This is a genomic window from Candidatus Microthrix subdominans (genome assembly GCA_016719385.1).
GTDB lineage: Bacteria > Actinomycetota > Acidimicrobiia > Acidimicrobiales > Microtrichaceae > Microthrix > Microthrix subdominans.
Map to the genome: position 1 here is coordinate 216663 of JADJZA010000008.1, position 13400 is coordinate 230062.

Here is a 13400-nt window from a genome sequence, read left to right on the forward strand (position 1 = left end):
TCGGTCAGCGGATCGAGAAGGGGACGTAGTCGCGTGCGTCGGCGCCGATGTACACCTGGCGGGGCCGGATGATGCGCTGATCCTGATCGAGCAGCTCGCTGTAGTGCGCCAGCCAGCCGGCGGTGCGGGGGATGGCGAAGAGCACGGTGAACATGTCCATCGGAAAGTCCATCGCCTGATAGATCAGGCCCGAGTAGAAGTCGACGTTGGGGTAGAGCTTGCGGTCGACGAAGTAGTTGTCGGCCAGCGCCACCTCCTCGAGCTTCAGGGCGATGTCGAGCAGCGGGCTCTTGCCGGTGACGTCGAACACCTCGTACGCGGTGCGCTTAATGATCGTGGCCCGTGGGTCGAAGTTCTTATAGACCCGGTGGCCGAAGCCCATCAGGCGCTCTTCGCCTTCCTTGACCCGCTTGATGAACTCGGGGACGTTGTCGATCGAGCCGATGCGCTCGAGCATGCGCAGCACCGCCTCGTTGGCGCCGCCGTGACGGGGCCCGTACAGCGCGGCCGCCGCTGCGGCGGTGGCCACGTAGGGGTCGGCGTGGGCCGAGCCGACGGTGCGCATGGCCGTGGTCGAACAGTTTTGCTCGTGGTCGGCGTGCAGGATGAACAACACGTCAAGCGCCTTGGCCAGCACCGGGTTGGCGTCGTAGCGGGGCTCGGCGGTCTTGAACAGCATCGACAGGAAGTTGGCCGAAAAGTCGAGCGAGTTGTCCGGGTAGACGAAGGGCATGCCGCGGCTGAAGCGAAAGGCACCGGCGGCGATGGTTGGCATCTTGGCGATCAGGCGCACGATCTGCTTGCGGCGCACCTCGGGATCGAAGATGTCCTTGGCCTCCGGGTAGAAGGTGGACAGTGCTGCGACCGTCGCCACCAGAATGCCCATCGGGTGGGCGTCGTGGTGGAACCCTTCCAGGAACTTCTTGCGGACGTTTTCGTGGATGAAGGTGTGGTGGGTGATCTCGTAGCGCCAGGTCTCGAACTCCTCGGCGGTGGGCAGTTCGCCGTTGACCAGCAGGTAGGCCACCTCCAGATACGACGAGCGTTCGGCGAGCTGCTCGATCGGATAGCCGCGGTAGCGCAGGATGCCGTTGATGCCGTCGAGCTCGGTCACTTCCGAGTCGGCCGACGCGGTCGTTCCGAAGGACGGGTCGTTGAACCACACCCCGGGCATGAGGTCGTTCCAGGGTTTGGAGGCGACCCCACCCTTGTCGATGGGAATGTCAACGGATTCGCCGCTGCGGTTGTCGGTGATGGTGATGGAGTCGGTCACGTCGGCCATCGTATCGAGCGTGCGCCGTCCGTCACGAGGCACCTGCGCCAGATGTTCGGGCGCGGATGCCGCCCTGGTGGGCTGCGGAGGCGGTCACCACCTCGACGATCGCCTCGGCGACGGTGCGCGCCGCAGCCGATGGCATCCCCGGGCGGCGCTGGGCCAGGCCCACCGTCCGTCCGGCGATGTCGTCGAACGGGATGGCGACCCAATCCTGGCTGCCGCCATAAGGGGCGGCCGATGCGGGCAGGACGGCGGCGCCAAAGCCCGAGAAGGCCAGCGAGGCGATCAACCGCAATCCCTCGATCTCGGCCTTGGGCAACAACTCGACGCCGGCGGCGGCGCAGCGGGAGTCGAGTAACGCCCGGAAACGGCTACCGGGCACGTCGAGGATCACCTCCCAGCCGTCGAGATCGACCACCGAAACGCGCGAACGCCCGGCCAGCGGATGGTCGACGCCCACGACCAGCACCAGGTCTTCGTCGAAGAGCGACACCATCGACACGGCGGGGTCGTGGGATGACTCGGAAACGACCGCCAGATCGAGGTCGCCCTCGACCACCCGGGGCAGGAGCACCGACGTGGTGCCGTCCAGCAGGGTGACGTGAATGCCGGGGTGGGCCACAGAGAGGTGGTCGAGGAGCAGCGGCACCAACCACCGGGCCGTCGTGCCGATCATGCCCACGCGAACCTGTCCCACAACCTCGTCGCGCAGGGCGGCCAGGTCGGAGGCGAGGGCCTCCAGCTCGGTCTCGATGCGCTGGGTACGCGCCGCCACCACCTGCCCCTCGGGTGTCAGCTCGTTGGTCTCCCGCTCGATCAGCGTGACGCCCAGCTCCCGTTCCAGCCGGGCGACGTGCGCCGAGATGTTCGACTGCACGGTCGAGAGCGCCCGTGCAGCGCCCGAGAAGCTGCGATGGGCGCCAACGGCACTGACCGCCCGGAGTTGTTTGATGTCCACCGGGGCACCCTACTCCGGCTATCACTAATTACGATGTAAGATATCTGCCTAAACTGCTTGCCGGATTGCTTGCTCCGGTTTATGGTGTCCATATCAAGACGCCGAGGGGAACAAATTCCCCCCTCTTCTCCTCGGCTCTGTCAACCGACGGTTACGTCCCCCCGTACCGCGGTTCCCACTGAAGGGCCGGCCCCCCCGCTGGCCCTTCAGTTCTTTTTGGGGTCGGATCGGGTGGACAAAGTCTGCCCGATCCTGCATGGTTCGCACGAATGGTGTCGTCGCTTGCTTAGGCCTCGGGGACGCAAGGCCCTCGCCCCAGTTGGTTGAGGCCCCGGAGGTCGCCGGGACCGAAGTCCGTGACCAGCGCGGATCCGCGTGGGTTCATGATCTCGCTGGGATCGTCGACGTGGTCGAGGCCGACCAGGTGGGCGGCCTCGTGCTTCACCACGGCGACGGCCTCGGCGCGTCCGTTTGGGGAGTAGTCGAGGATGCCGGCGATCTGTGGCCCGTCCAGCGCAATGACACCGGAGACGTAGACGTCCGTTTGCTGCACGGTCCCGTCGGTGGCGGACGGGGTTTGCACCTCGAGTCGGGTGCCACCGGCGAACCCCACCACGTCGTCGGCCAGGCGTGGTTCGGCGGTCGGGTCGGTCCAAGCGATGACAACCGGTGACCAACGGCCGTCTGCGCCTCTGACGGTCTCGCTGACGGTCGACAGTGCGGTGTCGGTCCGCCCCAGCGGTTCGAAGACCAGCCCGGTGGCGGCGCTGACGTCCGTCAGCGCGTCGACGATCACTTTGTCGCCTCCCGGCGGCGCATCGGCGTCGTTCACCAGGTAGCGGATCGTTCGGCATGGATCGAAGGCGACCGGTTGATCGGAGGTGGGTTGCCGGGCAAGAAACCGATAGTTCCCTGCTTCGGTGGGTATCGGCGGCGGCGTGCCGAGCGGTTTCGGGTCGCCGGCCGGGTTCGGAGCAGGTGTCGGCAGGTCGATCGGGTCGGCCTGCTGAACGACCGCGTCGCCTCCCGCCCATCCAACGGAGGCGGGCGTCGATCCGGCTCCGTCCGCTGCGGCCTTCCCATCGGTTCCCCGTCGCTCGAGCGGGTTGGTGCCGGCGGAGACCGTCATGATGAGGAGGGCCGCCCCCGACGCGAGGAGCGCTGCGGCGGTGGCGAAGGCCACCCGGCGCAGCCATGGCCGGCGTCGGGCCGGCGGCTCGTCCGAGAGCCTCTCGTCGGGCCCGTCGTCCGATCCTTCGGCTGTGCCCCAGGCACCCCGGACCCTCGGCGCCGACTCGTCACCGCTTGTGTTCAGCCGTTCCTGAAGTGCGCGCTTGCGTTGCAGGCGGTCGGCCTGCCGCTGGCGCTCCTCTGCGGAGAGCTCGACGGGCGCTTGCGTCTCAGGGGCGGGGGAGCCGGAGGGACCCGTCGGGTTCGCCCGCCACCGGGGATCGTCTGGATCGGGGAGTACCACGCTCAGGACCCTACTGGGGTGCTGGGTTCGTCAGTCGTCCGCCCCTCCCTGGCAAAGCCCGGGTGGGGTGGTCGGTCTCGCCGGTCCTGAACCATGGCGAAGAATCACGGGGGGCGTGCTGACTTGGAGCGTCATAGTGTTGTCCACATGGACCGTCTGAGCCGTCTCGTTTCCCGCATCAGGTGTTGTGATCAGCCGGATGCGGTCACAGGCGTGACTGTGTCCCCAGGAGGCGGCAGCGGCGAGGTCGCTGTGACCTGGGTCCCCTCGCCTGCCAGCCAAGGCGTCACCCACTACCGCGTGTACCTGCAGCGGGGCACTGGAACACGCTGGCACTTGGCTGACGTGACGAACGAGGCTCTCGGCAAGATTCAACCTGGTCGGCTCGGGCTCATCGACGTTCCTGATTACTGGCCGTGGCCGACAGGCGGCGTGCCGAGTCCTCGCTGTTATGTGGTAGCGGCGGTTGCACGAGGCATAGAGGGCCCCACCTCTGTGGCCACCTGCGGTTCACCACCCTGACGGAGCGCGAGCGGGTGGGTTGTGTGTGCTGAGGCCGAGCCGGGGCGCGGAGTCTCAGATCTCGGGGGTGCAGGGCCCCCGACCCAGCTCGTTGAGGCCCAGGAGATCCCCTGCGGCGAAGTCGGTCACCCCGGCGCTGTTCTCGGGGTTCATCAGCTCGGTGGGGTCGTTGACGTGCTGGAGCCCGACCACGTGGCCCAACTCGTGGAGCACCACAGCCCGGGCGGCCGCGACGCCCTGCGGGCTCTCGCGGGCGATCATCTCGATCTGCGGGCCATCGAGGGCGATCACGCCGGTGACGAAGGTTGCGGTGGTCACGCGTCGCCCGTCGACCTCGACGTCGTCGACCTCCAGCCAGGCGCTACCACCCTGCCCAGCGACTGCGTCAGCGAGGTCCGGCTGCTGTTCGGGCGTTGTCCAGCCGATCACCACCGGGGCCCATTGGTCGCCGTAGCGATCGGGCTGGTAGGCCTCCCGCTTCACGTCCGGCGCCTCGTCAGTTGTACCCGAGTATTCGAACACCAAGCCGGTAGCGGCGCTCGTCGCATCGATCGCCTGGGCGAGCATGACGTCGGCTCCGGGCGGGGCCGCCGCGTCGTTGACGACGTAGCGGATGGTGCGGCACGGGTCATACGTCACCGGCTTATCGGGGGCGTCGGGTCGCATCTGCACAAACGCGTAGCTGCCGCCGGGTTGTGGCCGTGGCGGCGGGTTGCCCAGCGGAGTGTCGCTGGCGTCGGATGGAGGAGAGGGGCGCCCCTCCGCCGTCGTTCGCTGGCCGAACACCGTGCCGGATCCGGTCCAACCGATGCCGCCCGCACCCGAGTCGCTCCAGCGCTCGGCCGTGAGCACCCCGGCGACGAGCGCTACGACGGCGAGCATGGCAACGAACCGGTTTCCCGATTGCCGTTGGCGCCGACCTGTTCTGCGCCGTCGTTGTCCCCTGTGGCCCGAGCCGGCATGGTCATCCGCATGCGCCCCGAACTCGGCGTGGACTTGGCGTCGGTACGCGTCGAGGCGTTGTTGCTCGGCGAGCCGTTCGGCCAGTGCGCGCTGGCGCCGCATACGCTCCGCCGACTGCTCGTCGGGGGGCCAGCCGCCTCCTGGTGGGGTCATGGTCACCGGGGCAAGGCTACCGAAGGCGGTTGCACACCGGTCCTCGCCCGACCGTCCGTCGAGCACTTCGGGCAATGAACGCCGGACCGTTCGGGTAGCTTGCCACCGATGGCTGCTACACCTGATCGGTCCGACCCCGCCCCCGACGCCCCTCGTGGGGCGGCGTTCTTTGACCTCGACCGAACGCTGCTGCGCGGTGCCTCGGGCCGTGTCTACGGCGAAGCGCTTCGCCGGGTGGGTCTGGGCCCTCGCCGCACCGCGATCGAAGATGTCGTCTTTGGCATCTTCGACACGATCGGAGAGACCCTGCCCGCGATGTTCATCACCCGTCAGGGCGTGCGGGCCACCAAGGGCTGGCCCCGGGCCAAGGTGCGCGAGGCCGCCGAGTGGGCCGCCCCGCACCTGGTCGAGATCCTCCAGCCGTGGGCTCACCAACTCTTCGACGAGCATCGGGCGGCCGGCCGTCCGATGGTGATGGCGACGACCACCCCGTTTGACCTGGTCGAACCGCTGGCCGAAGCGCTCGGCCTCGACGGCGTGATCGCCACCCGCTACGAGGCCGTCGACGGCAAGTTCACCGGCCGGGTGGACGGCCATTACGTATGGGGGCGGGGCAAGCTCGAGGCGGTGGCCGACTGGGCCGAGGACCACGGCGTCGATCTCGACGCCAGCTACGCCTATTCGGACAGCTACTACGACCAGCATCTGCTCGGCGCTGTCGGCCATGGGGTGGCGGTCAACCCCGACCCGCGCTTGGCGCTGCTGGCGATCGCCAAGGGGTGGCCCCAGATTCACCTGGACGCACCGCCCGGGGTGCCCAAGTTTCTCGGCGTCGAGCCCCAGCAGGTGTTGTTCCAGCTGGTGCGTAGCGAGTTCTTCCCCTACGTGCGCTTCGACATCGATGGGGTCGACCTGTTGCCCAAGGAGGGTCCGGCGCTGATCGTCGGCAATCACCGCTCCTACTTCGACCCGATCGCCGTCGGGGTCCTTTTGGCCAAAGCGGGTCGTCCGGTGCGCTTCCTGGGAAAGAAGGAGGTGTTCGACGCCCCGGTGGTCGGCGAGTTCGCCAAGGCGATGGGTGGCATCCGGGTGGAGCGGGGCAGCGGCTCCGACGAACCGCTGGCCGCCGCCGAGGAGGCGTTGGCGGCGGGGGAGGTGGTGGCGCTGATGCCTCAGGGCACCATCCCGCGCGGTCAGGCGTTCTTCGATCCCGAGCTCAAGGGCCGCTGGGGGGCCGCCCAGTTGGCCAAGGCGTCCAAGGCGCCGGTGATACCCATCGGCGTGTGGGGCACCGAGCACGTCTGGCCCCGCAGTTCCAAGCTGCCCCACGTATGGAACGTCTTGTCTCCGCCGACGGTGCGCCTGCGGGTGGGCCGCCCGGTCGACCTCAAATACCGCTCCCCTGCGCGCGACACCGAGCGCATCATGGACGCGCTGGTCGACCTGTTGCCCGCCGAGGCCCGCAACGCGTACGAGCCCAGCGAGGAGGAGCTGGCCTCCACCTATCCCTCGGGACGGATCGAGACCGACGGCGACCATGAGGCCGAACGACGGCCCGGCACCGACTGACGCGCCACCGATGGGGCGCTGAGAAGTGACCCGAGAGGAGTGAGATGGCCAAGACCGCGTTTCTTCACCCGTTCGCTCGTCCAGCCGCCGACGAGTTCGTCAACATCGTGCGCGGTGAGGGCGCCGCGGTGTGGGACGACGACGGCAACCGCTACGTCGATGCCATGGCCTCGCTGTGGTATTGCCAGGTGGGCCACGGTCGACTCGAGATCGCAGAGGCGGTCGCCGCGCAGATGGGTGCGCTGGAGGCGTTTCACACCTTCGAGATGTTCACGAACGACCCCGCCGAGCGGCTCTGCGCGGCGCTGGCGAAACGCTCGCCGATGCCGGACACCCGGGTGTTTCTCACCGATTCGGGCTCCGGGGCGGTGGAGACCGCGCTCAAGCTCAGCCGGCTGTACTGGGCGTGGCAGGATCAGCCCGAACGACGGGTGGTCATCGCTCGTCAACGGGCCTACCACGGGGTTGGCTACGGCGGCACCACCGCCCAGGGGCTGCCCGCCAACCGCGAAGGGTGGGGCGAGCTGCTGGCCGACGTCGTGCACGCCGAGGCCGACGACCTGGCCCAGGTGAAGGAACTCTTTGCCGCCTACGAGGGGCGCGTCGCCGCAGTGATCACTGAGCCGCTCCAGGGCGCCGCCGGCGTCTACCCGCCCCAGCCCGGTTACCTGGAGGGTCTGCGGGCGTTGTGCGATGAGCACGGCGCTTTGCTCATCTTCGACGAGGTGGTCAGCGGTTTCGGCCGGCTCGGTCACTGGTGGGGAGCCCAGCGCTACCAGGTGACCCCCGACCTCATGTGCTTCGCCAAGGGCGCCACGTCGGGCTATCTGCCGCTGGGCGGCGTGCTCACCAGCGAAAAGGTCAACGCCGTGCTCGAGGCCGACGACACCCGCATGCTGCGCCACGGCTTCACCTACTCGGGGCACCCCACGGTGTGCGCCGCCGCGCTGGCCAACCTGGCGATCATCGAGGATGAGGGCTTGCTCGAGCGGGCGGTTCGCATCGGCGACCGCCTCGGCCCTGCGCTCGGTGCGCTCGTGGACGAGGGCCTGGCCTCCGAGCTGCGCGGGACCGACGGCGTGTGGGCGCTGGGCCTGGGCGACGGGGTGGCCCCGGCGGCGGTGCGCGACCACATGCTGGCCGCTGGGGTGATCCCCCGGCCGATCCCGGCGGCGACCGTGGCGTTCTGCCCACCGTTGGTGATCGGCGACGACGACCTCGACCTCATCGTCGACGCCACCCGCAAGGCGCTGGCCGACCTGGCCGAAGCGCAAGCCTGACCGTGGGCGCTTCGACGGGTCCCAACCCCGGAGATGCGACGGTCAGGGCCATGCTGGCCGACGCCGAGCTGGCACCGTTCTGGCTGAGCCGCCCGGAGGTCCCGCTGCCGCCCCAGCCCCCGCTTCGGGGCCACCACCGGGCCGATCTGGTGATCATCGGCGCTGGTTTCACCGGCCTGTGGGCGGCCCATCAGGCGCTGGACGACGAGCCGGGCCGTGACGTGTTGGTGATCGATGCCTCCGGCCCCGGCGATGGGGCCTCGGGGCGCAACGGCGGCTTTTGCGACTCCTCGATCACCCACGGCACTGCCAACGGCATGTCGCACTGGCCGGACGACTACCCCACGCTGCACCGGCTGGGAAACGAGAACCTCCAGGGACTGCTCGCCGATCTGGAACGCCACGAAATCGACGCCCGCTGGGAGCCGGTCGGCGAGCTGGACGTGGCCAACGCCCCGTGGCAGCTGGAGGACCTGCTCGGCGGGGTGTCGCTGCTGGAACAGGCGGGGGAGCGGGTGACCGTGCTCGACCGCGACGCCGTGCAGGCCGAGGTGGCCTCGCCAACGTTCGTCGGTGGCATCTGGCGCCACGACAACGTGGGGTTGCTCGACCCTGGACGCCTGGTGGCCGGGTTACGGGCGGCGCTGGTGCGGCGCGGTGGACGTCTGGCGGATCACACCTCAGCCGAGGGGCTGGAACGCACCGACGCCGGCGTGGCGGTGCGGGGGCACGGGCTGCGGGTGGAGGCGGGCAAGGCGCTGGTGGCGACCAACGCGTTTCCCGGTCTGGTGCCCGCCATCCGCCACCATGTGGTGCCGGTGTACGACCACGTGCTGGTGACCGAACCGCTCACCGCCGCACAGCGCCAGTCGCTGGGCTGGGCCAACCGCCAGGGCATCGGCGACGCCGCCAACCAGTTTCACTACTTCCGGCTCACCCCCGACGACCGGGTGCTGTGGGGTGGCTACGACGCCATCTACCACTACGGCGGCAAGCTCGGCCCGGCGGTGGAGGCCAACCAACCCACCGAGTCGATGCTGGCCGCCCAGCTGCTGGGGTGCTTCCCGCAGCTGGAGGGCGTGCGCATCAGCCATCGCTGGGGCGGACCGATCGGCACGACCACCCGGTTTGCGTTCACCGCAGGCTCGCGGTGGGACGACCGCGTGGCCTGGGCGGTGGGCTACACCGGGCTGGGGGTGGGGGCGACCCGGTTCGCCTCCAGGGTGGCGCTGGACCTGCTGGCCGGCGCCGACACCGAGCGCACCCGCCTGGCCATGGTGCGCCGGCCGCCGGTGCCGTGGCCGCCCGAACCGGTGCGCTGGGCGGGCATCACGCTCACCCGACGGGCGATCGCCAAGGCCGACCGCAACGATGGGCGCCGCGGGCCCTGGCTTCGGCTGCTCGATGCCGCCGGGGTCGGCTTCGACAGCTGAGGTGGTGCGAGGGGTTGGCTACCGGGCGCCCCAGGCGTAGGACTGCTTCTCGAGGTGGAGGTAGGTGAACACCTCGGTGCTGACCACGCCACCCAGCATGCGCACCCGGGAGTCGAGCAGCTCCAAGAGATCGGCGGGTCCAGTGCACACCACCTCCAGCAGCAGGTCGAAGCGGCCGGAGGTGACCACGACGTAGTTGAACTCGACAACCTCGGCCAGCTGCGACGCCAGGGTCTTGAGGTCGCCGGTGGCCCGGACCCCCACCATGGCCTGCAGTGTGAACCCCAGGCGCAGCGGGTCGGTGATCGCCACCACCTCGATCACCTTGGAATCGGTCAATCGCTGCACCCGCTGGCGCACGGCGGCCTGCGACAGGCCCACCTCAGGGCCGAGCTGGGCGTAGCTCATGCGACCGTCCAACTGGAGCTCGCGGATGATCGCCTTGTCGATCTCGTCGAGCTGCACCTGACCGGACGTGCCGTTGTCGTTCACCGGATCGTCCACGTTGCAATGTCGGTCATGCAGAAAGCGCCCCCATCGACTCGGTCAGCGCGGTTCGGATCACGTCCGCGATCAGATCGAACTCGTCGGTGCCGGCCACCAGCGCCGGCGACAGCTGGAGGACGGGGTCGCCGCGATCATCCGCCCGACAGATCAGTCCCAACTCGAAGAGTCGAGGGGAGAGCAGCTTGCGCAGCAGACGCTCGCCCTCAGCCGCACTGAACGTCTCCCGCGTGTCGCGGTCCTTCACCAGCTCGATCGCATAGAAGTAGCCCATGCCCCGGACGTCACCCACCACCGGCAGGTCGGTCAGGGTGTCGAGTGCGGCCCGAAACTCGTCCTCGTGCGACCTGACCCGACCGTTCAGGTCCTCGGCCTCGAACAGGTCCAGGTTGGCCATCGCCGCGGCGCAGCTCACCGGATGCCCACCGAAGGTGATGCCGTGCATGAACATGGAGCCCTCCTCCAGGAACGGCTCGGCCACCCGATCCGACACCATCACGCCGCCGAGCGGCGCGTACCCGGAGGTGAGACCCTTGGCCATGGTGATCATGTCGGGTTCCGAACCCACCCGCTCGGCACCGAAGTAGGCGCCGAGGCGGCCGAAGGCGCAGATCACCTCGTCGGACACCAGCAGCACGCCGTGACGATCGCAGATCTCCCGCACCCGCTGGAAGTACCCCGGCGGTGGCGTGAAACAGCCACCCGAGTTCTGCACGGGTTCGAGAAACACGGCGGCCACGGTGTCGGCACCCTCGCGCAGGATCGCCCGTTCGATGTCGTCGGCGCACTGCAGGGTGCACGTCGGCCCCGAGGCGCAGAACGCGCATCGGTAGCGGTTGGTGTTCTCCACGTGGATGCCGCCGGGCACGAGCGGTTCGAACAGGCCGCGGATCTCGGCAACACCCGTGAGGGACAGCGCCCCCATCGTGGTGCCGTGGTAGGCGGTCTGGCGGGCGATCGCCTTGTAGCGGTTGGGCTCGCCCCGGGCAGCGTGGTACTGCCGGGCCAATTTCCAGGCCGACTCCACCGCCTCGCCGCCGCCGGTGGTGAAGAACGCCCGGTTGAGGTCACCCGGGGCCAGGGAGGCCAGCCGGGCGGCCAACTCGATCGCCACCGGGTGGGTGTAGCTCCACAGCGGAAAGTAGGCCAAGGCCTCGGCCTGCTCGGCCATGGCGGCTGCGATCGAGGAGCGCCCGTGGCCTGCGTTCACCGTGTACAGCCCGGCCAGGCCGTCCAGGTAGCGCTTGCCGTTGGCGTCCCACACGTAGCAACCCTCGCCCCGGTCGATCACGGCGATCTCCGACGGGTCGGAGGGGGCAAGCTGGGAGAAGTGACCCCAGGTGTGACGGGCGGACAATTCCTGAAGTTCGCTGGCTGAACGTGACACGACGCTCCTTTGCGGGCAACGTTGGATGGGTTGCGCCCCGCACGATTGGGCTGGGCGCTGACATGGGTTGAGGCTGCAGCCGGTGGTGCCCCCGGCAGCAGCTAACCGGTTGTTCGCCGGGCGCGCAGCCCGGCGATGCCCAGGAAGATCAGGCTGATGATCAGGATGGCGGTGGCCAACACGTTCACCTGGGGCGGTAGCCCGTTCTTGACCGCGGCGTTGACGTACAGCGGGTAGGTGGTGGTCGAGCCGGCGTTGAAGAACGTGATGATGAAGTCGTCGAGGGACAGCGCAAACGACAACATCGCCGCCGCGATGATGCCGGGCATGATCATCGGCAGCGTGACCTTCCAGAACGTGCGCCGGGGGTTGGCGCCGAGGTCCATCGAGGCATCTTCGAGCGTCCAGTCGTGGCCTCGCACCCGGGCCCGCACGGTCAGGGCGACGAAGCTCACTTCGAAGCCGATGTGGGCGATGACGATCGTGCCGAACCCTCGGTTCCAGCCCAGGTCCAAAAACAGGGTGAGCAGCGAGGCGCCCATGACCACCTCGGCTGCGGTCAGCGGCAACACCAGAAACGTGTCGAGCGTTTTGCGGCCCACAAAGCGCTGCCGCACCAGTGCGATCGCCACGAAGCTGCCGAGGATCACCGCAACGAACGTCGACACCGCTGCGATCTCGAGGCTGTTGCGCATCGCCTTGGTCAGCTCTGGGTAACGGAACGGGTCGGTCCAGGCATCCAGGCTGAACCGTTGCCACGTGAGGTTGAACTTGCCCTGCGGCTTGTTGAACGAGAACAGCACGATCACGAAGATCGGTGCGAAGAGGAACAACAGCACCAGCCCGGCGGACAGCCTCAGCAGCACCTCGCCGATCAGGCCGAAGCGTCTCGGGCGTGCGGGGGTCACGTCGGGCGCAATCGGTGCCGATCCGGCAAGCTCGCCGGTGCCCTGCTGCACAATGCCTTGGAGCGACATCAGACCAGGTCCTCGGTGCCCAGGGCCCGGGTGTACACCAGCACCAAGGCGAGCACGATCGCCATCAGCACGAACGACATCGCGGCGGCGGTCGGGTAGTCCTTCACCACGAGGAACTGCTTTTGGATGACGGTGCCCATCATCGTCGTCTTGGTGCTTCCGAGGTAGTCGGCGTTGATGAAGTCGCCGCTGGCGGGGATGAAGCACAACAGGCTGCCGGCGAGCACGCCGGGCATCGACAGCGGCAGGATCACCTTGGTGAAGCCGCGACCCGCCGAGGAGTACAGGTCCCTGGACGCCTCGACGAGGCGGGGATCGATCTTCTCCAGGCTGACGTAGATCGGCAGCACCATGAACGGCAGGAAGTTGTAGACCAGCCCGCCGACCACCGCCCACGACGTCGAGAGGATGCGGCCCTCCGGCGGCAGCAGGCCGACCGTGCCCAGCGCCTCGACGATGAAGCCGTCGTCGGCCAGGATCGTCTTCCAGGCGATGGTACGAACCAGAAAGGTGATGAAGAACGGCAGGATCACCAGGCCGAGCATCAGGTTCTTCCAGCGCCCCGCCTTGAACGCCAACACGTAGGCCAGCGGGTAGGCCAGCACAATCATGATCACCGTGGCAACGGTGGCGTACCCGAACGATCGCCCGATCTCTGCTCGGTACTGGGTGAAGGCCGACGAGTAGTTGCCCCACTCCCAGCCGAACTTCTGCACTGGCAGGTACACCGAGCCCGTGTTGGTCGACAGCGAGGTCTTGAACAACGTGAAGATCGGGATGACGAAGAAGATCATCAGGAAGATCAACGTCGGCGCGATCATGGCGTAGGGAACCCACCTGGCGGTGCGGCGCCCGCTGGACGCGGTGCCGGCCATCAGGGCCTCGTCGCCGTGATCGAGCGTTG

At 68.5% G+C, this 13400-nt stretch carries 11 protein-coding genes; 3 read left to right on the forward strand and 8 right to left on the reverse strand.

Annotated elements, in window-relative coordinates; genetic code table 11:
- Window positions 1-4: 4 nt before the first annotated feature.
- From IPN02_15455 to IPN02_15470, 4 genes are all read right to left on the reverse strand, one after another.
- The gene (locus tag IPN02_15455; protein ID MBK9298199.1) at window positions 5-1282 is read right to left on the reverse strand and encodes a citrate synthase; all 1278 of its coding nucleotides are present in this window, start codon (window positions 1280-1282) and stop codon (window positions 5-7) included.
- 22 nt (window positions 1283-1304) lie between these two features.
- Window positions 1305-2234 (reverse strand): LysR family transcriptional regulator, encoded by a 930-nt coding sequence (locus tag IPN02_15460; GenBank protein MBK9298200.1) that lies wholly within the window; start codon window positions 2232-2234, stop codon window positions 1305-1307.
- Between the two features lie 286 nt (window positions 2235-2520).
- Complete coding sequence (locus IPN02_15465; protein ID MBK9298201.1) at window positions 2521-3708, reverse strand: hypothetical protein; 1188 nt, start codon at window positions 3706-3708, stop codon at window positions 2521-2523.
- 576 nt (window positions 3709-4284) lie between these two features.
- A complete protein-coding gene (locus tag IPN02_15470) occupies window positions 4285-5352 on the reverse strand; it encodes a matrixin family metalloprotease (protein MBK9298202.1) in 1068 nt (355 codons plus the stop codon).
- Window positions 5353-5454: 102 nt separating this feature from the next.
- Between IPN02_15470 and IPN02_15475 the strand changes: the two genes are divergently transcribed.
- Genes IPN02_15475 through IPN02_15485 form a run of 3 tightly spaced genes read left to right on the forward strand, consistent with a single transcriptional unit; the run spans window position 5455 to window position 9628 of the window.
- Entirely contained in the window at window positions 5455-6915 is a 1461-nt protein-coding gene (locus IPN02_15475) for an HAD-IB family hydrolase (protein MBK9298203.1), read from the forward strand.
- 44 nt (window positions 6916-6959) lie between these two features.
- The gene (locus tag IPN02_15480) at window positions 6960-8195 is read left to right on the forward strand and encodes an aspartate aminotransferase family protein (GenBank protein ID MBK9298204.1); all 1236 of its coding nucleotides are present in this window, start codon (window positions 6960-6962) and stop codon (window positions 8193-8195) included.
- Window positions 8196-8245: 50 nt separating this feature from the next.
- A complete protein-coding gene (locus IPN02_15485) occupies window positions 8246-9628 on the forward strand; it encodes an FAD-dependent oxidoreductase (GenBank protein ID MBK9298205.1) in 1383 nt (460 codons plus the stop codon).
- 18 nt (window positions 9629-9646) lie between these two features.
- Here the strand turns inward: IPN02_15485 and IPN02_15490 are convergent, their stop codons facing one another.
- The 4 genes from IPN02_15490 to IPN02_15505 form a co-directional block, all read right to left on the reverse strand.
- Complete coding sequence (locus IPN02_15490) at window positions 9647-10153, reverse strand: Lrp/AsnC family transcriptional regulator (GenBank protein ID MBK9298206.1); 507 nt, start codon at window positions 10151-10153, stop codon at window positions 9647-9649.
- The gene (locus tag IPN02_15495; protein MBK9298207.1) at window positions 10146-11519 is read right to left on the reverse strand and encodes an aspartate aminotransferase family protein; all 1374 of its coding nucleotides are present in this window, start codon (window positions 11517-11519) and stop codon (window positions 10146-10148) included. The genes IPN02_15490 and IPN02_15495 overlap by 8 nt, the downstream gene beginning before the upstream one ends.
- A gap of 101 nt (window positions 11520-11620) precedes the next feature.
- Window positions 11621-12496 (reverse strand): ABC transporter permease, encoded by an 876-nt coding sequence (locus IPN02_15500; protein MBK9298208.1) that lies wholly within the window; start codon window positions 12494-12496, stop codon window positions 11621-11623.
- Entirely contained in the window at window positions 12496-13371 is an 876-nt protein-coding gene (locus IPN02_15505; GenBank protein ID MBK9298209.1) for an ABC transporter permease, read from the reverse strand. The genes IPN02_15500 and IPN02_15505 overlap by 1 nt, the downstream gene beginning before the upstream one ends.
- Window positions 13372-13400 lie beyond the last annotated feature (29 nt).

Coding starts and splice junctions, on each gene's coding strand:
- IPN02_15455 (MBK9298199.1), bottom strand. CDS start 1,282: ATGGCCGACGTGACCGACTCCATCACCATCACCGACAACCGCAGCGGC.
- IPN02_15485 (MBK9298205.1), top strand. CDS start 8,246: ATGCTGGCCGACGCCGAGCTGGCACCGTTCTGGCTGAGCCGCCCGGAG.
- IPN02_15500 (MBK9298208.1), bottom strand. CDS start 12,496: ATGTCGCTCCAAGGCATTGTGCAGCAGGGCACCGGCGAGCTTGCCGGA.
- IPN02_15475 (MBK9298203.1), top strand. CDS start 5,455: ATGGCTGCTACACCTGATCGGTCCGACCCCGCCCCCGACGCCCCTCGT.
- IPN02_15505 (MBK9298209.1), bottom strand. CDS start 13,371: ATGGCCGGCACCGCGTCCAGCGGGCGCCGCACCGCCAGGTGGGTTCCC.
- IPN02_15480 (MBK9298204.1), top strand. CDS start 6,960: ATGGCCAAGACCGCGTTTCTTCACCCGTTCGCTCGTCCAGCCGCCGAC.